The following is a 19,122-nucleotide window of genomic DNA, read 5'->3' as shown; positions in this document are numbered from 1 at the left end:
GGGGCAACACCGCAGCTCGACGACAACTCTCCCGGAAGGACGGCTCCACGTGGAAGTCACCGGTTTCTTCACTGCCATCATCATCGGCCTGATCATCGGGGCGTTGGGCCGCCTGGTCGTCCCGGGCAAGCAGAACATCCCGATCTGGCTCACGCTGCTCATCGGTGTGGTGGCGGCGATCCTCGGCACCCTCGTCGCCGGTGCCCTGGGCGTCGACGACACCAAGGGGATCGACTGGATCGAGCTGGCCCTCCAGGTCGTCTTCGCCGCGATCGGTGTCGCCGTCGCCGCCGGCGCCTACGGCCGCCGACGCATCCGCTGACCCGCACGTCCCACGGCGCCGGCCCGCCCTCGCGGCGGGCCGGCGCCGTCCTGTCCGCCGAGGCGCCGGGAACCCAACGCGCCGCCCGTGTTACTTGATGGAGCGCCGACGACAGGTGGCGGCCTTACCGGCGGCAGTCGCAACCGTTGCGGCCGCTGCCGGTACGCCGCCGAGGCTCCGGCTGGCAGGCGGCGCAGAGCCGGGTCGACGGGCGATGCGCCAGCTCCTCGATCGGGATGTCGCGGTCGCACCCTCCACAGGTGCCGTAGCGGCCCTGTTCCAGGTAGTGCAGTGCGCGGGCGATGTCACCCAGGGCCCGCCGCGTGGCGGCGGTCAACGCGGAGGCCGCCTCGAGATCGGCGCCGTCGGAGCGCAGCCGTCGGGCCTGCCGGTCCAGCAGCGTCAACTGGATGCTGTGCCGCTCGTACTGCTCCTCCAGGACGATCCGGAGCACCCCCAGCTCGGCCTGCCTGTTCACGACGTACACGATCGGTCCTTCTCCCTGCTCGGAACGAAAAGAAAGGGCGGAGCGCTGATGCGCTCCGCCCGCCGGTGCCGGTCCTGTGGATCTCGGACGGGTGGCGGCGGGCGGCGCTGACGAGGCGCCCGCCGGATCGGCGGCGCGACGATCGGCGCGACGGTGCCCCGGCGGACGCGGGCGACCGACGGCACGACGAGGCGACGGGTGATCACACCCGCGACGAGGTGGGTCCGCGGCCCGGTCGTCCGCGACGGGGCGGGAAACTCCTGGTGAGCCCCGGTGCGGGGCTGCCGGGAGGGGCCGGGGGCGGTCACGGCGCCACCATAGACCGAACGCCCGCGTACCGGCCAGCGCCCGGCGCCCCGGGGCCCCGTCGTGGGGTTGCCGGTCGGTCCGGGCGGCCGTGACCCGCCGCACAGGCCCGAAATCGACGTGCGCGTGACGACCCGGCGCTCTAGGTTTCCGCCGTGACCCTCGACATCGTGCGCCTGGCGGACCGCCCCGACCTCGGCCGTTCGCTCGACGAGGACTTCGACGGGGCGTGGCCGCCGTTCATGCTGTGGGACCCGATGGGCACGGTGTACTACGGCGTCGCCCACGACCTGTATCCCGAGTTCGTGTTCGCCGCGGTCGACCCCGCCGACCCCGCCCGCGCGGTCGCCCGGGCGTACGCGGTGCCGTTGCGCTGGACGGAGTCCGAGCTTCCCGACGGCGGCTGGGACCGGGTGATCCAGCGGGCCACCGTCAACCGCCTGACCGGCGCCGACACGAACATGGTCTCGGCGTTGGAGATCTGCATCCGGCCCGACCGCCGCGGCACCGGGTTGTCCGCCGTGATGCTGGCCGCCATGCGGAAGGCCGTCGCGGAACTGGGCTACGACACGCTCGTCGCGCCGGTCCGGCCGAGCGGCAAGCACACCCGGCCCGAACTGCCGATGGCGCAGTACGCGGCGCAGGTCCGCGAGGACGGCCTGCCGGTCGACTCCTGGCTGCGGGTGCACGTCCGCGCGGGCGGACGCATCGAGCGCGTCGCCACCCGGTCGATGACGATCGCCGGGACCCTCGCCGACTGGCGTCGCTGGACGGGCCTGCCGTTCGACGCCAGCGGGCCGGTCCACGTGCCGGGGGCCCTCGTGCCGGTGCACTGCGACGTGGCGCACGACCACGCCGTCTACGTCGAGCCCAACGTCTGGGTCAGGCACCGCCTCTAGGCGGGTCGCGCCGCGGACCGGGCGCGGGCCAGGTGCGGCCCGCCGGGGAGAGCGGCACGCACGCGTCACCCGGTTGCGGGCGTGGCTCGCCGTGTGGGCAGGCGAGCCATGGCACCAGCGCTGCGGCCCCCGACGTCGCCAAGCCCGTCCTGCCCGCCACCGGCTCGCCGGGGAGGGCCGGGGCGGTCGCGGCGGGGGTCGGCGGCGCGGCGGCGGTGGAGGCGCCCCGTGCGCCCTCGTCCGCCCGGTACGGCGGGCCGGCCCGCTCCGGCGAGGCCGGGCCTGCGGCGGTCAGCGCCACGAACGCCACCGCGACGACGGCGGCGGCCAGGGCCGCGCGACGCTCGGCACGCAGCCCGGTCGACGGGGCCTGATCCGGGTGGACCGGCAGCGGTGGCACCGGCCGCGCGCGCCGGTGGGCGGCCAGCAGGGCCTCGAGCTGCGCGGTGACGGCGGCCCGTTCGCCAATGGCGGCGGCGAAGGCGAGGGTGAGATAGAAGCGGAAGTTCACGGTCGCGGCGGCCGGCACCCGCAGCCCGGCGAGCCGGCGACCGTCGGTGGCGTGCAGCAGGGTGAACGGCACCTCGGGATGGTGCGCGGGCCCCACCAGGTCCGCGTACCTCCACTCGTGCCGCCACCCGCGCCCCGAGGAGAAGGCGACGCGGTGGTTGGTCACGACGGCCATTCCCGTGTCGAGGGCCCGCACGCCCCTCGGCAGCGCGCGGCCGGCGGCGTCGTCCGTGGCGACGGTCAGGCCCGGGGCGGGCAGCCCGCTGCCGTGCCGCGCGTCCGCCTCGACCAGGTCGGCGACCGGCAGTACCCGGTAGACGACCTCGTCGGCGTCGAGGTCCACCGGCAGGCCGGCACGCGGCTGCGTGCACCCGAGGAACCCGGCCGCCTCGATCCGCAGCCGGGCCAGGTGGTCGTGGTGCCGCTGCCAGGCCGCCACCTGCGCGTCGTACGCGCACCGCCGTCGGTCGTTCTCGCGCTCGGCCCACCGGATCCGCCACGCGGGCTGCGCCGACGCCGGGATCGCCATGCGGGAGTGCGAGGCTGCCGTCACGTCTCGTACAACCATCGGCCGCTCGATGAGGAAACTGGTGCAGGTCGATACTTCCCATTGCTGCCGGTAGGGGCGGTTCGGCCTTGGGTCCTGAGCTACCGGGGTCGACAGATCTAGTCATGTCTGTCGATGTCTGGTAGAAATCCTGCAAGGTCGGCCTTCTCATCGCAGGAATTCCCCCACGCGAACGGGAGAGCCATGTCGTCCACCCGATCCACCCTGCGCCGCCGCCTGCTCACGCTCCTGGTTGCCATCGCCGCCGCGACCGGGGCCACGCTCGGACTCGCCAGCCCGGCCTTCGCCATCAGCCACTCCGACGCCACGTCGCAGCTACGCGCCGCCGGCGTCTCCTGGACCTCCAGCGGCAACTGCAGCGACCGCTACGTCTCGACCTGCACCTCCTTCGACGGCGTCCGGCAGGCCACCATCAGCGGAATCATCACCTTCAAGCGCGCCAGCGGCTGCGCCGTGACGATCACCGCCGGCACCGAGGTCGGGCACGCCGGCGGCACCTACAGCCACTGGAACGGCTACAAGCTCGACATCGCCCTGAGCACCTGCATCCAGAACTACATCTCGGCGAACTACACCTACGTCGGCTACATCTCCGGCTTCGGCTACCAGTACCGGGCGGCCTCCGGCAACCTGTACACCAAGGAAGGCAGCCACTGGGACATCCTCTTCTACACCTGCGGCGGCTGCTGACGGGGGAACCGGGTGCCGCCACCGTCAGGTGACGGCACCACCCCGGTCACCCGGCAGGAACATCGGCACGGCACCCGCGACGAAGGGTGCCCACCCGGCGGTGGAGGCCCTTCCCGGTCCGGCGACCCTGGGGCTCAGGCCCCGCCGAGGGTCCGGGCGAACCGGCGGATGTCGTCGACCAGGAGCCCGGGCTGCTCCAATCCCGGGAAGTGCCCCCCGCGGTCGTGCTCGGTCCACTGCACGATGTTCGGGAAGGCCTGGTCGGCCCAGGCCCGGACGGGCTGCGAGGGGTCGTGCGGGAAGACCGCCACCCCGAGCGGCACCGGCACCGGGGGCTGCTGCCGCGGCGCGGCGCTGACCGGGAGCATGTCCGCCGTCTCGTGGTAGAGCTGGGCGGAGGAGCCCGCGGTACGGGTGAACCAGTAGAGCGACACGTTGGTGAGCAGGCGGTCCCGGTCCACGGCGTCCTCGGGGCTCTTGCCGGAGTCGGTCCACTCCTTGAACTTCTCCACGATCCACGCGAGCTGCCCGACCGGGGAGTCGGTCAGGGCGTACGAGAGCGTCACCGGGCGGGTGGCCTGGATCTTCATGTAGCCGGACTCGTCGTCGACGAAGCGGGCCAGCCGGGCGAGCCGCCGGCCGGTGTCCTCGTCGAGCGCGCCCAGCTCGCGCGGGTCGCCGGGGGGCGGCGTGATGAGGAAGTTGACGTGCGCCCCGATCGCGTGCCCGGCGTCCGCCGCCGCGAGCGCGACCGTCACCCAGGAGCCGAAGTCGGTGCCCTGCGCCAGGTAGCGGTCGTAACCGAGCCGGTCCATCAGCTCGGCCCACGCCCCGGCGATGCGCGGCACGCCCCAGCCGGTCCCGGTGAGCGGGCCGGAGAAGCCGTACCCGGGCAGGGACGGGATCACCACGTGGAAGGCGTCCGCGGGGTCACCGCCGTGGGCGCGCGGATCGGTCAGCGGCCCGACGAGGTCGACGTACTCCAGGAAGCTGCCCGGCCAGCCGTGGGTGAGGACGAGCGGCGTCGCGTCCGGCTCCGGGGACCGTACGTGCAGGAAGTGCACCGTGGCGCCGTCGATCTCCGTGACGAACTGGGGGTACTCGTTCAGCCGCGCCTCGGCCGCCCGCCAGTCGTACCCGCGGCCCCAGTAGTCGGCCAGCTCCCGCAGGTAGGACTGCGGCACGCCGCGTTCCCAGCCGTCCGCACCCGGCTCGTGCGGCCACCGGGTGTCGGCCAGTCGTCGGCGCAGGTCGTCGATGTCGGCCTGCGGTATCTCGATGCGGAACGGCTTCATCCCAGCGCCCTCCAGGGTCACGGCTCGCGCGAGATTCACATCCTTGACGGCGTACGCGGGGGCGCGCACCTTCCGCCGTGCGGTCTGCCGCGCGGGCAGGCGGCGGGCTCAGTCGGGGTGGGCCGCCGCGTCGGAGCTCTGCGGGGTCACGCCGGGACTCCGCAGTATCGTCGTCCGATGCGGACGAGGCGGAACACGCGGTGAACCCCCACGGAGGAATCCCCCGGATCGTCAGGGAGGAGGATCTCGCCGGCTGCACCGCCGGCCAGTTCCTGGACGTGCTGAAGGCCCTCACGGCGATTCTCACGCTGCCCCGGTCGGCCGCCGACCACGTCGACGCCCTCGTCGTGGCCACCGGCCAGGGCGAGCAGTGGCGGCTCCGCCACGCCATCCGCGACTGGGAGGCGAACCCGGGGCTGCGTCACCTCCTGGTGACGAACGGGAACCCGGCTGAGCAGACTTACGTCGACCTCACGCTCGACCACCTGCGCGGCCTCGGCCTCCGGCGCGCCGAGGGGGTCTGCCTCCAGGCCGACGCCGCCCCCCACACCGGCCGGCAGGCCGCCTGGATCGCCGACCGGGTGCGGGGCCTCGGCATCGCGAGCCTCGCGCTCGTCGTCTCCCCCTACCACCTGACCCGCGCCTACCTCACGGTCCTCAAGGCGCTGGACAGGAAGGACCTCCGCCTGCCCGTCATTCCCGTCCCCGTGGCCGTCTCCCCGGACACGCCCGTCCCGGAGACCGGGGCCACCTCCTACGACCTCGTACCGGGGGAGGTGAAACGGATCCTCACCTACATGGACGAGGACCAGGTCGCCACCCTCGGGGAACTCCAGCAGTACCTCCGGTGGCTGTGGAGTCGCCACGGGTCCTTCCTCGTCGGCGCCCCGGGCTGACCCGCCCGGCACGCCCCCGACCCCGTGCGGGGCGGGTCGCCCCCGGCCGCCCACGAGGCGCAGGGGCCTCGCCGAAGTGGCGGGGCCCCTGCGTCGACGCTCGGTCGGGTGCCGGTCAGCACCAGCCGTTGACCGGGCCGTTCACTCCGCTCCACACGTAGGCGTCGGACACCCAGGTGCCGTCGCTCAGCCGGTTCCACAGCGCCGTGGTGCCGTACCGTCCGGCGTGGGAGGTGCCGTTGGCGGAGCAGGAGACGGTGACGGTCGCGCCGTCGCCCACCGACCCCCGCAGGGCGTACCCGGTGCCGGGCCCACCCCGCTTGTTCACCGTGCCCCCGCCGTTGGCGTCGACCACCGCCTGGTTGAAGCCCAGCGCCCCGTAGTTGTAGAGGGCGCCGCCGGCACCTCGCCAGGTCGAGCCGTGCCGCGCGCCGCCCTGGTAGGGGCCGGCGCCGTTCTCGAACGCCCACTTGCCGATGCCGTGCCCGCCGATGGAGACGTACGCGCTGTTCTGCCGCAGCCCGAAGTGGACGTGCCGGCCGGAGGCCGCACCGCCGCAGGTGACGTCGGTGCCCGTGTAGCCCAGGTACGCGCCCTGGCCGACGGCGGCGCCGTTGACCGAGATGCTGCTCCACAGGTGGTAGTAGTCGGTCGAGTAGCCCCGGTCGTGGATCACCCGGATCCACCCCGTGCACATCGTGTACGCCGTGCCGGTCTGCGCCGCGCGGACCACCTGGTCGCCGCCGGCCAGGTCGATCGAGCTGTACGGCGCCTCGGAGCCGCCCCAGCCGTGCGGGCCGCCGGTCAGCGTCCAGGTCTGGCCGACCGCGAAGGGCAGGGCCATCCCGGTCCGGTAGTCGCCGCCCGCCTGCATGGTGCTGGGGGTGCGCGTGAAGACCGCCTTCTCCTGCTTGTTCACCAGGGGCGACTCGGTGGCCAGCTCGCTGAACCCGGCTTCGCCGTCGAAGTTCACCCGCCACGTGCCGGCCTCGGCACGGGCGATGAAGATCGACCCGGTCGGGTGGACGTCCTTCTCGTGGGAGGTGACGGCCACGGCGGTGCCGAAGGCCCACTGGCCGTTGCGGCGGGTGACGGTCACGCGGGTCTCGGAGCTCTCGGCGTGCTCCGCCGCCGTGGCCCGAACCTGCCCGCGCAGCTTGGCGGTGACCGCGTCCTCGACGCTCACCTGGACCGGGTCGGGGGTTGGCGCGGCGGCGTGCGCGGCGGTGCCCGCGACCAGGACCTCCGTCGCCAGCAGGGCTGTGGCGATGCCGACCCATCGTCTGACTTGCACCATTGACGACCTCTTTCAAATCGAAGGACATCGCTAAGTGGTGCTGACGATAGACAGAACGAGGAATATTGTCTACATGTTGACCTGCCGGCAATGAAGGTATGTTTCGGCGCGGGACCGGCCGGCGGGCGGGACCGAGGACACCCCGCCGCACGAATCTGCTGGTAGCCGGCCTCCCGGCGCGGTTCGGGTGGAAGACTGGGGCGGTCGCCGAGGAGGGATCGCGTATGTCTGCTGGTCGCTACCTCGCGGTCGCCGGCCCGCGCGAACTCCGTGCGGGCGAGGTGTCCGCGACCGAGCCCGGACCCGGCCGCGTGACCGTCGACATCACGTACACGGGGATCTGCGGCACGGACGTCCACGGTTACACCGACGGGCACATGCTGCCGCCGGCGGTCTTCGGGCACGAGTGGACCGGTTCGGTCTCGGCGGTGGGCCCCGGCGTGGACGGGCTGCGGGTCGGCCAGCGCGTGGTGGGCGCGGTGGGGCCGGCGTGCGGCCGTTGCCGCCAGTGCGTCGCCGGGCACGCCCGCAACTGCGACACCGTGTTCGCCGAGGCCAACGGGGTCGACGCCGACGCACCGCCGCACGGCGCCTTCGCCACCCGGGTGCAGGTGACGGCGCGGCGGGTCATCCCCGTTCCGGAGAGCCTCTCGGCGGTGGAGGCGGCGCTCGTGGAGCCGGCCACGGTCACCCTCCACGCCGTGCGACGGGTGGCGGCGGAGTACGGCAGCACGACGGTCGTCCAGGGCGCCGGCCCGATCGGGCTGCTCACCGCCCAGCACGCGCGCAACGCCGGGGCGGGGCCGATGATCATCTCGGAGCCCTCCGCAGCGCGTCGTACGCTGGCCGGCAGGCTCGGCTTCGCCCACGTGGTCGAGCCCGCCGACCTGCCGGCCGCGCTGGACGAGCTCACCGCGGGCATGGGCGCCGACGTCGTGTACGAGTGCAGCGGCGTTCCGTCGCTGTTCCAGCCGTCGGCGGAACTGGTGCGCCGGGGCGGGACGCTCGCGTTGCTCGGCTACCCGCTGGAGAACTCGAGCGTCAGCTACGGCGACTGGCAGAGCCGGGAGCTGACGGTGATCGGGTCACTGGCCTACCAGCACGAGGACTTCGTGGGCGCGATGCACGCGATCGCCGCACGTCGCATCGACGTGGCGGCACTGCACACGGGCACCTTCGGGCTGTCGTCGCTGAAGGACATCCTCGACGAACTCGACTCGGGCCGCAGCGAGCACACCAAGGTGCTGATCGACCCGAACCAGCCGGACCCGGCCTGAGGCGGCGGGCGGCGCGACGGCGAGGGGTCAGTGCGGGAAGACCCGGGGCGTGCGCCGCTCGACCTCGTCGCGGAAGTCCTCGATCCGGGATGCCACCTGTTGCACGGTCCGACCGGCGTCGCGTAACGCGACAGCCAGCGGAATCGCGGCGTACACGTCGAAGCCGCCGCCCGCGCCCGCGATCAGCACGGTGCGCGCCGGCTCCAGCGCGGCGAACAACGGCGGTACGGCCAGCGACCGCATCGGGCCTCCTCAGGTGACCGGCACAGGGTTTCCGTGGCAGGCGGTGCGGTTGCGTTCAGAACAGCGTCGACGGCCCGACCGGCTCCGGCTCGGGCAGCGGCTCGACCTCGGGCAGGCGCGCCCGCACCTCGTCGTGGAACCGGCGGGCGAGCTCGGGCGCGTCGGCGTTGTCCGGGGTGTGCACGAAGATCGTCGGCGATCGGCCCTCGCGCAGCCACCCGGTCACCACGTCGAGCCACGGCTGCCAGCCCTCGACCGTCCGTGCGGGGTCGTCGCGGCCGAGGTACCGGACGATCGGCCGGTCGGTCAGCGCGCGGGTGCGCAGCGGGGTGCGCGGCTTCCTGGTCCACGCCTCGCGTTCCGCGTCGCTGGTCGGTGGGGTGCGGAAGAACGCGGTCGTGTCGAAGGGCACCCACTCGGCGCCGACGGTGGCGAGCGCCTCCTCCAGCGTCCGCGCCGCCCGGGGGTCGTCGAAGAACGCGGGGTGCCGGACCTCCACGGCGTACCGGTGGGCGGTGGGCAGCCCGCGCAGGAAACGGGCCAGCGCGGGTACGTCGGCCGGGCCGAACGAGCCCGGCAACTGGATCCAGAGGGCGTGGGCCCGTGGGCCGAGGGGTTCGACGGCGTGCAGGAAGGCGCGGAGTTCCTCGTCGGCGCCGGTGAGTCGGCGCTCGTGCGTGACGACCTTCGGCAGCTTGGGCACGAACCGGAAGTCGGGGTCGGTCTGCTCCGCCCAGGAGGCGACCGTCTCCCGGGCCGGGGTGGCGTAGAAGGTGGTGTTCCCCTCGACCGCCGTGCACCAGCCGGCGTACGCGCGCAGCCGCTCGTGGGCCGGCAGCGGGTGCGCCAGGAAGCGCCCCTGCCACGACTTGTGCGTCCACATCGCGCACCCCACGTGCAGGCGCATCGGATCCTCCCACCGCTCGACGGCCCGACGCGGGGTGACCCGCGCCGCGGGTACGGTATCCGGCCGTGCCGGTGGCGGCGAGTTCAGGCACGGGCGCCGGCCGTACCCGTGCGGCACGGCCGGCGCCCAGGTCCCCTGGTCCGTCAGTCGCGGCCCAGGTCGTGCGGCACGGTGACCGTCACGGTGCAGCCGATCGGGCGGCCGATCTCGTCGTGGCCCGCGTACGTCAGGGAGTAGACCCTGTCCCCGCCGCCGCCGTCGCGTTCGGCCCGCAGCCGGCCGCTGGTGCCCGGGGTGCCGACGGTGAAGCCGCTGACGTCCGCGGCGTCGCCGCCGGTCACCGCCGTCAGGTTGAGCGCGTGCGGGCCGAGCACCCCGTCGCGCAGGTCCGCCGTCACGGTGACGTCGACCATCTGGTGGTTCGGCGGCCACAGCACCGGCCGGTCCACCGCGCAGTCCACCTCGCGGGTGGGCACCGGCCGGTCCAGGGTGGCGACGGCATGACCGATCGTCGCGGTGAGCCGCCCGCCGGCCTCGTAGTACATGTGCACGGTCCGGCCGTCGAAGTAGAACGTCGGCGCGGCCGAGCGCCCCAGGTCGGGCGCGGCGACCATCGAGTCGTGCACGACGCCGAGGTGGACCTCCCGGTCGAGGTCGTCGCCGACGTCCACGGCGTGCATGTTGCCGTCGGCCGCGTGGAAGATCACCAGGTTGCGGCCGTTCCAGCGCAGGAAGAACGGGCCGGAGGCGTTGGGGCCCTGGATGCCCTGCGGGGTCACGATCGGGTCGGGCTGGATCGTCCAGGTCCGCGCGTCCGGGGAGACCGCCCAGCGGATCCGCCGGGACACCGGCCCGGTCGGCCCGGGCGGCGCGGCGGTCGGGTTGTCCATGAAGAGCATCAGGTACCGGCTGCCCAGCCGCGGCACGGCGTGCTCGAACACCCGGGCGTAGGAGGTCTCCCCGCCGGTGCTGTCGTCGCGGCTGATCGCCGTGCCGCCGTAGTCGAAGTGGATGCCGTCCTCGGAGGTGGCGTACCGGGTGATCGAGTTCTCGCCGTGGAAGTAGAGGAACAGCTTGCGCTCCCCCTCCACCCAGATGGCGTGCGGGGAGGAGATGTGGCTGACCGTGGAGTAGTGGGGCAGCCAGGTGTTGCCGATCAACGGGTTGGCCCGGTACTCGGTCCACGGACCGTTGATCGAGTCCGCGTACGCCAGGGCGATCCCGCCGGGCCGCTCGTGGGGCGCGTAGTACAGGTAGTAGGTGCCCAGCGGGTTGGGGAAGTAGTCGGCGGCCCGGATGACGCTCGGGAAGATGAACTCGTTTGTCGGGTTGTAGGTCAGGGCGCTCTTGTCGAACGCGGTGCCCGCGTAGGTGAAGCGCGGGAAGTCGAGGGCCGGATCGGCGGCGGCCGGAGCCGCACCGGCCAGCGCGGTCACCAGCATGCCGGCGCCGGCTGCCGCCACGGCGGCGCGACCGGGCACTCGGAAGGGTGCTTTCGTCATCGCTGTTCCTGCTCTGTCGGGGGATGGTGGGGCTCCCCCACCGCCCGGGCGCGCTGTCGGCGTACGGGGCCGTCGACAGAGGAGCCCAGGAGGTGGGGACGGGTACGCCGGTGACGACTGTGGACGCCGCGTAGCACGCTGCGGGGCGACACGAAGTCACGCTGCGTGAGACGGTCGGCCACCGCGAGGGTGAGCAGGCCGCCCGGGTCAGGCGCTAATACGTATTATCATCAATTCCTCTCGAATGCTGCTCGACCCGGGCGGGTCTTGTCAAGAGGCCGGCCGCCGGCCTCGGCGGGGCGGCTCGCCGGCTCCGGCGGGAGTCAGCCGGCCGCGAACGCGGGGCGGGCCGCTCGGAGCTAATCCGCATTACTCCAGGGACTTCATCTCCAAGAAATCTCTCCGTCCCCCTCTTGACACAAACCCGGTCGGCCCGCCAGGCTCCTCCCCAACGCCGAGCGCTAATACGCATTAGCCGCACCGGAAGGACCCGTGGTGCCCTCTACCCCCCGACGCGTCACGCAGCGTGACATCGCGCGGCTGGCTGGAGTCAGTCAGGCGACCGTGTCGCTGGTGCTCAACAACCGGGCCGACGCCGACGTCCGCATCGCGCCCGAGACCCGCGACCGCGTGCTGCGGACCATCGCCGAGACCGGGTACGCCGCCGATCCCGTGGCCCGCCGGCTCGCCGCACGGTTCAACCGGATCATCGGCGTCTTCACCTACGAGCCCGCCTTCCCCAGCGGCAGCCGCGACTTCTTCCACCCCTTCCTGCTGGGCATCGAGGAGTACGCGGAACGGGCCGGCTGCGACCTGCTGCTGTTCACCAGCGCCCCGGTGGTCGACGGTCGGCGACGCATCTTCCACCAGGACAACCGGCTCCGCCTCGCCGACGGCTGCATCCTGCTCGGGCGGGAGATCGACGCCGCGGAGCTGCACCGGCTCAACCGCGACGGTTTCCCGTACGTCGCCGTCGGCCGTCGCGACGACGCCGGCGGCCCGGTGCCGTACGTCGGTGCCGACTACGCGACGGCGGTGGGCGAGCTGGTCGCCCTGGCCCTCGCCCGCGGTCACCGGCGCCTGGCCTACCTGAACACGGACCTGACCGCGGAGTCCTCGGCGGACCGGCGGCGCGGGTTCGTCGCGGCCGCGACGGCCGCAGAGAGCGCCCGCCACCTGACAACCGTCGCCCGGGACGCCGAGGCCATCCTCGACGACCTGCTGGCCGACGGGACCACGGTGGCCTTCGTCGAGGACTTCGCCACCGCCGTGGCGCTGGAGCTGGCCAGCCGGCGGCGCGGCCTGGGCGTGCCCGGCGACCTGTCGATCCTGACGCTCGGCGACCCGACGGTCCCGGTTCCCACCGATCTCGCGTTCACCGGATTCCGCATCCCCCGCGAGGAGATGGGCCGGCAGTCGGTCGAGGTGCTCGCCAGCGTCATCGACGGCAGCGCCGTCGGCGTCCAGCAGCGGCTCCTGCCCTGCGAACTCGTCGAGGGCGACACCCTCGGCACCTCTGATCGGCGGTCCACCGCAGCTGAGCGGTGACCGTGCAACCCGGAAGGAAGCAAGTGGTACAGATGCGTGCGGACGTCCTCGTCGTCGGGGGCGGGCTGGGCGGGGTGGCGGCGGCGCTCGCCGCGGCCCGGGCCGGCCGGTCGGTCATCCTGACCGAGGAGTTCGACTGGCTCGGCGGACAGCTCACCAGCCAGGCCGTCCCGCCGGACGAGCACTCCTGGATCGAACAGTTCGGAGCCACCGCGAGCTACCGGGCCCTGCGCACCGGGATCCGCGACTACTACCGCCGGCACTACCCGCTGACCGAGCGGTCGCGGGCCTGGACCGACCTCAACCCGGGAGCCGGCTGGGTGAGCCGGGTCTGCCACGAGCCCCGGGTGGCCGTCGCCGTCATCGAGCAGATGCTGGCGCCGTTCCTCGGCTCCGGCCGGCTGACGGTGCTCCAGCCGTACCGGCCGGTCGCCGCGGAGACCGACGGGGACCGGGTGGTCGGGGTGACCGTCGCGCACCGCGACCGGGACGAGCGGATCGACCTCGTCGCGCCGTACGTCCTGGACGCGACGGAGACCGGCGAGCTGCTGCCGCTGACCGGCACCGAGTACGTCACCGGCTTCGAGTCGCAGGCCGACACCGGCGAGCCCAGCGCGCCGGCCGAGGCGCAGCCGATGAACATGCAGGCCGTCTCCGTCTGCTTCGCCCTCGACCACGTCGACGGCGACCACACCATCGAGCGGCCGGCGAACTACGACTTCTGGCGCGACTACAAGCCCGACTTCTGGGGCGACCGGCTGCTGTCCTGGCGGTCGCCGCACCCGCGCACCCTGGAGATCGTCGAGCGCAGCTTCACGCCCAACCCGGACGACGACCCGCTGGCGGTCAACGCCGACCAACGGCTCAATCCCGGCGACGGCAACCTCTGGACGTTCCGCCGCATCGCCGCCCGACGCAACTTCACCGCCGGCGCGTACGACAGCGACATCACGCTGGTGAACTGGCCGATGATCGACTACTTCGAGGGCCCGGTCATCGACGTGCCGAACGCGTCGTGGCACCTGAGCAAGGCCCGCGAGCTGTCGTACTCGGTGCTCTACTGGATGCAGACCGAGGCGCCCCGGCCGGACGGCGGGACCGGCTTCCCCGGCCTGCGCCTGCGCGGCGACGTGACCGGCAGCCGCGACGGCCTGGCGCAGGCGCCCTACATCCGGGAGTCGCGCCGCATCCGGGCCGAGTACACGGTCGTCGAGCAGGACCTGTCGCTGGCCGTGCGCGGCGAGCACGGCGCGGTCGCCTACCCGGACTCGATCGGCGTCGGGATGTACCGCATCGACCTGCACCCCTCCACCGGCGGCGACAACTACATCGACGTCGGGTCGTGCCCGTTCGAGATCCCGTTGGGCGCGCTGATCCCGCAGCGGGTCGAGAACCTGCTCCCGGCCGGCAAGAACATCGGCACCACCCACATCACCAACGGCAGCTACCGGCTGCACCCGGTCGAGTGGAACGTCGGCGAGGTCGCCGGCCTGCTCGCCGACTTCTGTCTGGCACGGGGCGAGTCCCCGCGCGCGGTCCGCGGCACCCCCCGCCTGCTGGCCGACTTCCAGGACCGCCTCTCGGCGGCCGGCGTGGAGATGCGCTGGCCCCAGGTCACGGGCTACTGAACACCCCCGATGAGGAGAAGATCATGAGATTGGGAAAGGGTGTGCGCGGTGTCGCCGCGGCACTGGCCGGCGTTCTCGCGCTGTCCGCCTGCGGCGGCGGTGACGACGCCGCGGACAAGGGTCCGGCCAACCTGCGGATGACCGTCTGGTCGGCCAACGAGGCGCACCTCAAGCTGTTCAACGAGATCGCCGACGAGTACCGCAAGACCCACCCGGACGTCGCGTCCATCAAGTTCGACCCGCTGCCGTTCGAGAACTACACCACGACGCTGACCACCCAGATCGCCGGCGGCAACGCGCCCGACCTGGCCTGGGTGTTCGAGAACTCGGCCCCCGACTTCGTCGCCTCCGGCGCGCTGCTGCCGCTGGACGAGAAGCTCAAGAAGACCGAGGGCTACCAGTACGACGACCTCTCCCCCGCCACCCTCAAGCTCTGGCAGGACGGGGGCAAGCTGTACGCGTACCCGTTCTCGACCTCGCCGTTCGGCGTCTTCGTCAACACCGACATGCTCAAGAAGGCCGGGCAGAAGACCCCGGCCGAGCTGATCGCCGCCGGGCAGTGGAACTGGGACACCGCGCTGGCCGCGGCCGGCGCCACGGCCGCGTCGAGCGGCAAGGCCGGCCTGGTGATCCGCGACTTCGACTACAAGGGCTGGGACAACCTGTCGACCCTCTGGACGGGTTGGGGCGCCCAGGCGTGGAGCGAGGACGGCAAGTCCTGCGGCTTCGCCGCCCCGGAGATGGTCGAGGCGATGACCACCCTGCACAAGGCGATCTTCACCGGCAAGGCGCTGCCCGGCCCGGGTACGACCGCCGACTTCTTCGCCGGTGACGCCGCCATGACGGTCACCCAGATCTCCCGCGCCTCGCTGCTGAAGCCGGACGGCTTCGGCTGGGACCTGGTGCCGCTGCCGGCCGGGCCGAAGGGCAACTACTCGGTGGTCGGCCAGGCCGGCGTCGGCGTGATGAAGAAGAGCAAGAACGCGGACGCCGCGGCGGACTTCCTCGCCTTCCTGACGAACCCCACCAACTCGGCCAAGCTGGCCCAGTTCTTCCCGCCGCCGCGCCAGTCGCAGCTCACCGCGGAGACGCTGGCCAAGACGAACCCGACGCTCAAGCCCGAGCAGTTGCAGAAGGTCGTCATCGACGGCATCACCAACGGCGTGGTCAAGCCCAGTCACGCCGGGCAGGCCGAGCTGAGCCAGCAGGTGCGCGCCGGGCTCGACCCGCTCTGGAAGGCCGACGCGGACGTCAAGGCCGTCCTCGAGGGTGTCTGCACCAAGATCCAGCCGCTGCTGGCGAAGTAGGGCAGCCTGACCATGTCCCAGACGGACACGACGGTGGGCGGGGTCGAGGCCCCGCCCACCCGGGACCGGTCGCGGCCGTACTGGACCAGCCGCCGCCGCGACCAGCTCACCGGTTACCTGTTCATCGCTCCCCAACTGCTCGGCAGCGTCGTCTTCGTGATCCTGCCGCTGATCCTGGTGGTCTGGTACAGCCTGCACGAGTGGAACGTGCTGGCCGGCACGTTCGAGTTCGTCGGCACCGAGAACTACGCGAGCCTCGCCGACGACACCAACCTCGGCTCGGTGCTGCGGGCCACCGGCCTTTTCTCGGTCGGGTTGGTCGTGTTCAACCTCGGCCTGGCCCTGCTGCTCGCCGTACTGCTCAACCAGAAGCTGCGCGGGACGATCGTGTTCCGCACCCTGTTCTTCTCCCCCGTGGTCGTCTCGCTGGTCGCCTGGACCATCGTGTGGGGGTTCCTGCTGCAGGACAACGGCGGCGTGAACGGCCTGCTCGACACGGTCGGCGTGGACGGGCCGAACTGGCTGCGCGGTGAAGGCACCGCCATGTTCTCGGTCGTCGTGGTGCAGGTGTTCAAGAACGTCGGCCTGAACATGGTGCTCTTCCTGGCCGCGCTCCAGGGCGTGCCGGCCGAGCTGTACGAGGCCGCCGAGGTGGACGGGGCGAGTCGGCTGCGCCAGTTCTGGCGGATCACCGTACCGATGATCAGCCCGACCATCCTGCTCACGTCGATCATCACGGTGGTCGGCTCGTTGCAGGTCTTCGCGCAGATCGCGGTGCTCACCCAGGGCGGCCCCGGCACCTCGACCACGGTGCTCGTCTACTACCTGTACCAGCAGGCGTTCCAGTTCCACCACTTCGGTTACGGCGCCACCCTGTCGATCGTCCTGTTCGTCATCGTGCTCGCGCTCACCGTGCTCCAGTGGCAGATGCGTAAGAGGTGGGTCCACCATGAGTCGTGAGCTGTCGCGCCGGACCAAGCTGGTGCTCTACGGGGTGCTGATGGTCCTGGCGGTCCCGTTCGTCTTCCCGACCTGGTGGATGGTCACCTCGTCGCTGAAGCCGGTGGCGGACATCTTCGCCTTCCCGCCGAAACTGCTGCCGGTCGACGCGGAGCTGGACGCGTACCGGCGGGTGTTCGAGTTGCAGCCGTTCGGCCAGCAGTACCTGAACAGCCTCTACATCGCGCTGGTGGTCACCGTCGGCACCCTGGCGGTGGCGGCGCTGGCCGGGTACGCCTTCGCCCGGATCCGCTTCCGTGGCCAGAACGTGCTCTTCCTGGTGATCCTCGCCGGCCTGCTCATCCCGAGCGAGGTGACGATCGTGCCGCTGTTCCAGATGTTCTTCAAGCTGGGCCTGGTCGACACCCACTGGCCGCTGATCCTGGTGCCGATCCTCGGCGCGCCGAGCGTGCTGGCGACCTTCATCATGCGGCAGTTCTTCATCAGCCTCCCCGGCGAGTTGGAGGAGGCGGCCCGGGTGGACGGGCTGGGGCGGTTCGCCACCTTCTGGAAGATCGCCCTGCCGCTGTCCCGGCCCGCGCTGGGCGCGGTCGCCATCTTCACCTTCCTGCACAGCTGGAACCTCTACCTGGAACCGATCGTGTTCCTCTCCTCGCCGGAGAAGTTCACCCTGCCGCAGGCGCTCACCCAGTTCGTCGACGCCTACGGCGGCCCGATGTGGAACGTCCAGCTCGCCGCGGCGTCGATGACCGCGCTGCCGGTCCTGGTGGTCTTCGTCATCGCGCAGAAGCAGTTCGTCGAGGGCCTGGCGCACACCGGGCTCAAGGGATGACGGTGCCGGCGGCCCTGGTGGGCCTCGACATCGGCGGCACCAAGACGGCGGCGGCGCTGGTCGGACCCGACGGGCAGGTGCTCGGGCGTCGCCTGGCACCCACCCCTGCCGGGTCGGGGCCGGCGGCCGTGCTGGACACCGCCGCGCGGCTCGTCCGGGAACTGCTCGACGCGGGCGGCGCCGGCCCGGTCGGCGTGGGCACCGCCGGCACGGTCGATCCGGCCACCGGCACCATCCGGTACGCCACCGACAGCCTGCCCGGCTGGGCCGGCACGCCGGTCGCCGACGAGTTGGCCGGGCGGCTGGCGTGCGAGGTCCGGGTCACCAACGACGTGAACGCCGCCGCGCTCGGCGAGAGCTGGGTCGGCGCGGGCCGGGACCGGCGGGACCTGGTGCTGGTCGCGGTCGGCACGGGCCTGGGCGGCGCGATGCTCCAGCACGGCCGGATCTCCACCGGCGCCCGGGGCGGCGCCGGCGAGGTGGGGCACCTCCCGGCTCCCGGCGCCGAGCGGCTGCGCTGCGGGTGCGGCCGGTACGGGCACCTGGAGGGCATCGCCTCGGGCACGGGACTGTCCGGCGCGTACGCCCTCGAGACCGGTGTGCGGATCACCGGGCGGGCCGTGGCCGAGCGGGCGGCGGCCGGTGAACCGGTCGCCCGGGAGGTGGTGGACCGCGCCGCCACGGCCCTCGGCCGGGCGCTCGCGGGGCTGGTCGCCCTGCTCGATCCGCAGGCGGTGGTGCTCGCGGGTGGGGCGGCCGACGCCCTGTTCCGCGGCGCCCGCGCCGCCTTCATCGCCGAACTGCCCGCGGCCTGGGCCGACGTGTCCCTCCTTCCGGCGGCGCTCGGCGCGGACGCGGTCGTCGTGGGCGCCGCCCGACTGGCGGGTCTCCCGGGCCCCGGCCGGCAGGCGGACGGCAGCTCCGCCGTCGCCACCGACGAGAGGACGAGAACGTGAGTGTGTTCGACGAGCTGGCCGGCGGCCTCGTGGTCTCCTGCCAGCCGGTGCTCGACGATCCCGACGACCCGATGCGCGACCCGTACGTGCAGGCCCGGGTGGCCGCGGCGGTGGTACGGGGCGGCGCGGTCGCCGTCCGGGCCAACGGCACCGCCGACGTCCGGGCCATCCGCGCCGCCGTCGACGTGCCGGTCATCGGGCTGCACAAGCAGGGCGTCGAAGGGGTCTTCATCACCCCGACGGCGGCGCACGCGCTCGACGTCGCCGCGGCCGGGGCGCACATCGTCGCCGTCGACGCCACCGACCGTCCTCGCCCGGACGGGCGCAGCTTCGCCGACACGGTCCGGGCGGTCCGGGAGCGGACCGACGCGCTGGTCCTCGCCGACGTCTCCACCGTCGAGGAGGGTGTGGCCGCCGTGCGGGCCGGTGCGGACGCCGTCGCGACCACCCTCTCCGGCTACACCCCGGCCAGCCCGCCGACCGACGGACCGGACCTGACCCTGGTGGCCCGGCTCGCCGGCGTGCTGGCGGTGCCGGTGATCGCCGAGGGCCGCTACCGCAGCGCCGAGCAGATCGGGCAGGCGTTCGCGGCGGGCGCCCACTCGGTGGTGATGGGCAACGCGGTAACCTCGCCGCTGTGGCTCACCCGTCGCCTGGTGCCGGCCACCCCGGCGGGCGCCCGACTCACCTGA

19 protein-coding genes are annotated in these 19,122 nt (G+C 72.8%); 12 read left to right on the top strand and 7 right to left on the bottom strand.

Going from position 1 to position 19,122, the window contains the following annotated elements:
• Positions 1–49 precede the first annotated feature (49 nt).
• Complete coding sequence (locus ACPXCB_RS14710) at positions 50–322, top strand: GlsB/YeaQ/YmgE family stress response membrane protein (protein WP_425875710.1); 273 nt, start codon at positions 50–52, stop codon at positions 320–322.
• 124 nt (positions 323–446) lie between these two features.
• Here the strand turns inward: ACPXCB_RS14710 and ACPXCB_RS14705 are convergent, their stop codons facing one another.
• Positions 447–800, bottom strand: coding sequence for a TraR/DksA family transcriptional regulator (locus ACPXCB_RS14705; protein WP_425875708.1), 354 nt, complete (start codon positions 798–800; stop codon positions 447–449).
• Between the two features lie 470 nt (positions 801–1,270).
• Here ACPXCB_RS14705 and ACPXCB_RS14700 point away from each other — a divergent pair, with 470 nt between their 5' ends.
• A complete protein-coding gene (locus ACPXCB_RS14700) occupies positions 1,271–2,014 on the top strand; it encodes an N-acetyltransferase (RefSeq protein ID WP_425875706.1) in 744 nt (247 codons plus the stop codon).
• On the opposite strand, the gene ACPXCB_RS14695 is transcribed toward ACPXCB_RS14700, so the two are convergent.
• Positions 1,998–3,092 (bottom strand): hypothetical protein, encoded by a 1,095-nt coding sequence (locus tag ACPXCB_RS14695; RefSeq protein ID WP_425875704.1) that lies wholly within the window; start codon positions 3,090–3,092, stop codon positions 1,998–2,000. The two genes, ACPXCB_RS14700 and ACPXCB_RS14695, sit on opposite strands and share 17 nt — an antisense overlap.
• Before the next feature lie 183 nt (positions 3,093–3,275).
• Here ACPXCB_RS14695 and ACPXCB_RS14690 point away from each other — a divergent pair, with 183 nt between their 5' ends.
• Positions 3,276–3,782, top strand: a complete 507-nt coding sequence (locus tag ACPXCB_RS14690) for a hypothetical protein (RefSeq protein ID WP_425875702.1) — start codon at positions 3,276–3,278, stop codon at positions 3,780–3,782.
• Between the two features lie 134 nt (positions 3,783–3,916).
• Here ACPXCB_RS14690 and ACPXCB_RS14685 read toward each other — a convergent pair whose 3' ends face one another.
• On the bottom strand, positions 3,917–5,077 hold the full coding sequence (locus ACPXCB_RS14685) for an epoxide hydrolase family protein (RefSeq protein ID WP_425875700.1): 1,161 nt from the start codon (positions 5,075–5,077) through the stop codon (positions 3,917–3,919).
• 200 nt (positions 5,078–5,277) lie between these two features.
• On the opposite strand from ACPXCB_RS14685, the gene ACPXCB_RS14680 reads away from it, so the two are divergent.
• A complete protein-coding gene (locus ACPXCB_RS14680) occupies positions 5,278–5,973 on the top strand; it encodes an ElyC/SanA/YdcF family protein (RefSeq protein WP_425875698.1) in 696 nt (231 codons plus the stop codon).
• Between the two features lie 115 nt (positions 5,974–6,088).
• Here the strand turns inward: ACPXCB_RS14680 and ACPXCB_RS14675 are convergent, their stop codons facing one another.
• Complete coding sequence (locus tag ACPXCB_RS14675; protein ID WP_425875696.1) at positions 6,089–7,270, bottom strand: peptidoglycan DD-metalloendopeptidase family protein; 1,182 nt, start codon at positions 7,268–7,270, stop codon at positions 6,089–6,091.
• 224 nt (positions 7,271–7,494) lie between these two features.
• On the opposite strand from ACPXCB_RS14675, the gene ACPXCB_RS14670 reads away from it, so the two are divergent.
• Entirely contained in the window at positions 7,495–8,547 is a 1,053-nt protein-coding gene (locus tag ACPXCB_RS14670; protein WP_425875694.1) for a zinc-dependent alcohol dehydrogenase, read from the top strand.
• 27 nt (positions 8,548–8,574) lie between these two features.
• On the opposite strand, the gene ACPXCB_RS14665 is transcribed toward ACPXCB_RS14670, so the two are convergent.
• From ACPXCB_RS14665 to ACPXCB_RS14655, 3 genes are all read right to left on the bottom strand, one after another.
• The gene (locus ACPXCB_RS14665) at positions 8,575–8,790 is read right to left on the bottom strand and encodes a hypothetical protein (RefSeq protein ID WP_425875692.1); all 216 of its coding nucleotides are present in this window, start codon (positions 8,788–8,790) and stop codon (positions 8,575–8,577) included.
• 55 nt (positions 8,791–8,845) lie between these two features.
• On the bottom strand, positions 8,846–9,673 hold the full coding sequence (locus ACPXCB_RS14660; RefSeq protein WP_358120312.1) for a DUF72 domain-containing protein: 828 nt from the start codon (positions 9,671–9,673) through the stop codon (positions 8,846–8,848).
• Positions 9,674–9,840: 167 nt separating this feature from the next.
• The gene (locus ACPXCB_RS14655) at positions 9,841–11,199 is read right to left on the bottom strand and encodes a hypothetical protein (protein WP_425875690.1); all 1,359 of its coding nucleotides are present in this window, start codon (positions 11,197–11,199) and stop codon (positions 9,841–9,843) included.
• A 495-nt stretch (positions 11,200–11,694) separates the two neighbouring features.
• Between ACPXCB_RS14655 and ACPXCB_RS14650 the strand changes: the two genes are divergently transcribed.
• Genes ACPXCB_RS14650 through ACPXCB_RS14620 form a run of 7 tightly spaced genes read left to right on the top strand, consistent with a single transcriptional unit; the run spans position 11,695 to position 19,122 of the window.
• On the top strand, positions 11,695–12,747 hold the full coding sequence (locus tag ACPXCB_RS14650; RefSeq protein ID WP_425875688.1) for a LacI family DNA-binding transcriptional regulator: 1,053 nt from the start codon (positions 11,695–11,697) through the stop codon (positions 12,745–12,747).
• Between the two features lie 32 nt (positions 12,748–12,779).
• The gene (locus ACPXCB_RS14645; protein WP_425875856.1) at positions 12,780–14,375 is read left to right on the top strand and encodes an FAD-dependent oxidoreductase; all 1,596 of its coding nucleotides are present in this window, start codon (positions 12,780–12,782) and stop codon (positions 14,373–14,375) included.
• Between the two features lie 23 nt (positions 14,376–14,398).
• Positions 14,399–15,682 (top strand): ABC transporter substrate-binding protein, encoded by a 1,284-nt coding sequence (locus ACPXCB_RS14640; protein ID WP_425875686.1) that lies wholly within the window; start codon positions 14,399–14,401, stop codon positions 15,680–15,682.
• 12 nt (positions 15,683–15,694) lie between these two features.
• Entirely contained in the window at positions 15,695–16,642 is a 948-nt protein-coding gene (locus ACPXCB_RS14635; RefSeq protein WP_425875684.1) for a carbohydrate ABC transporter permease, read from the top strand.
• On the top strand, positions 16,632–17,474 hold the full coding sequence (locus tag ACPXCB_RS14630; protein WP_132239790.1) for a carbohydrate ABC transporter permease: 843 nt from the start codon (positions 16,632–16,634) through the stop codon (positions 17,472–17,474). The genes ACPXCB_RS14635 and ACPXCB_RS14630 overlap by 11 nt, the downstream gene beginning before the upstream one ends.
• On the top strand, positions 17,471–18,430 hold the full coding sequence (locus tag ACPXCB_RS14625) for an ROK family protein (RefSeq protein ID WP_425875682.1): 960 nt from the start codon (positions 17,471–17,473) through the stop codon (positions 18,428–18,430). Before ACPXCB_RS14630 ends, ACPXCB_RS14625 begins: the two co-directional genes overlap by 4 nt.
• The gene (locus ACPXCB_RS14620) at positions 18,427–19,122 is read left to right on the top strand and encodes an N-acetylmannosamine-6-phosphate 2-epimerase (protein ID WP_425875681.1); all 696 of its coding nucleotides are present in this window, start codon (positions 18,427–18,429) and stop codon (positions 19,120–19,122) included. Before ACPXCB_RS14625 ends, ACPXCB_RS14620 begins: the two co-directional genes overlap by 4 nt.

Origin of the sequence: Micromonospora sp. DT62 (genome assembly GCF_049847285.1) — a bacterium.
GTDB lineage: Bacteria > Actinomycetota > Actinomycetes > Mycobacteriales > Micromonosporaceae > Micromonospora > Micromonospora reichwaldensis.
This window is presented reverse-complemented; position numbering and strand designations above follow the sequence as displayed.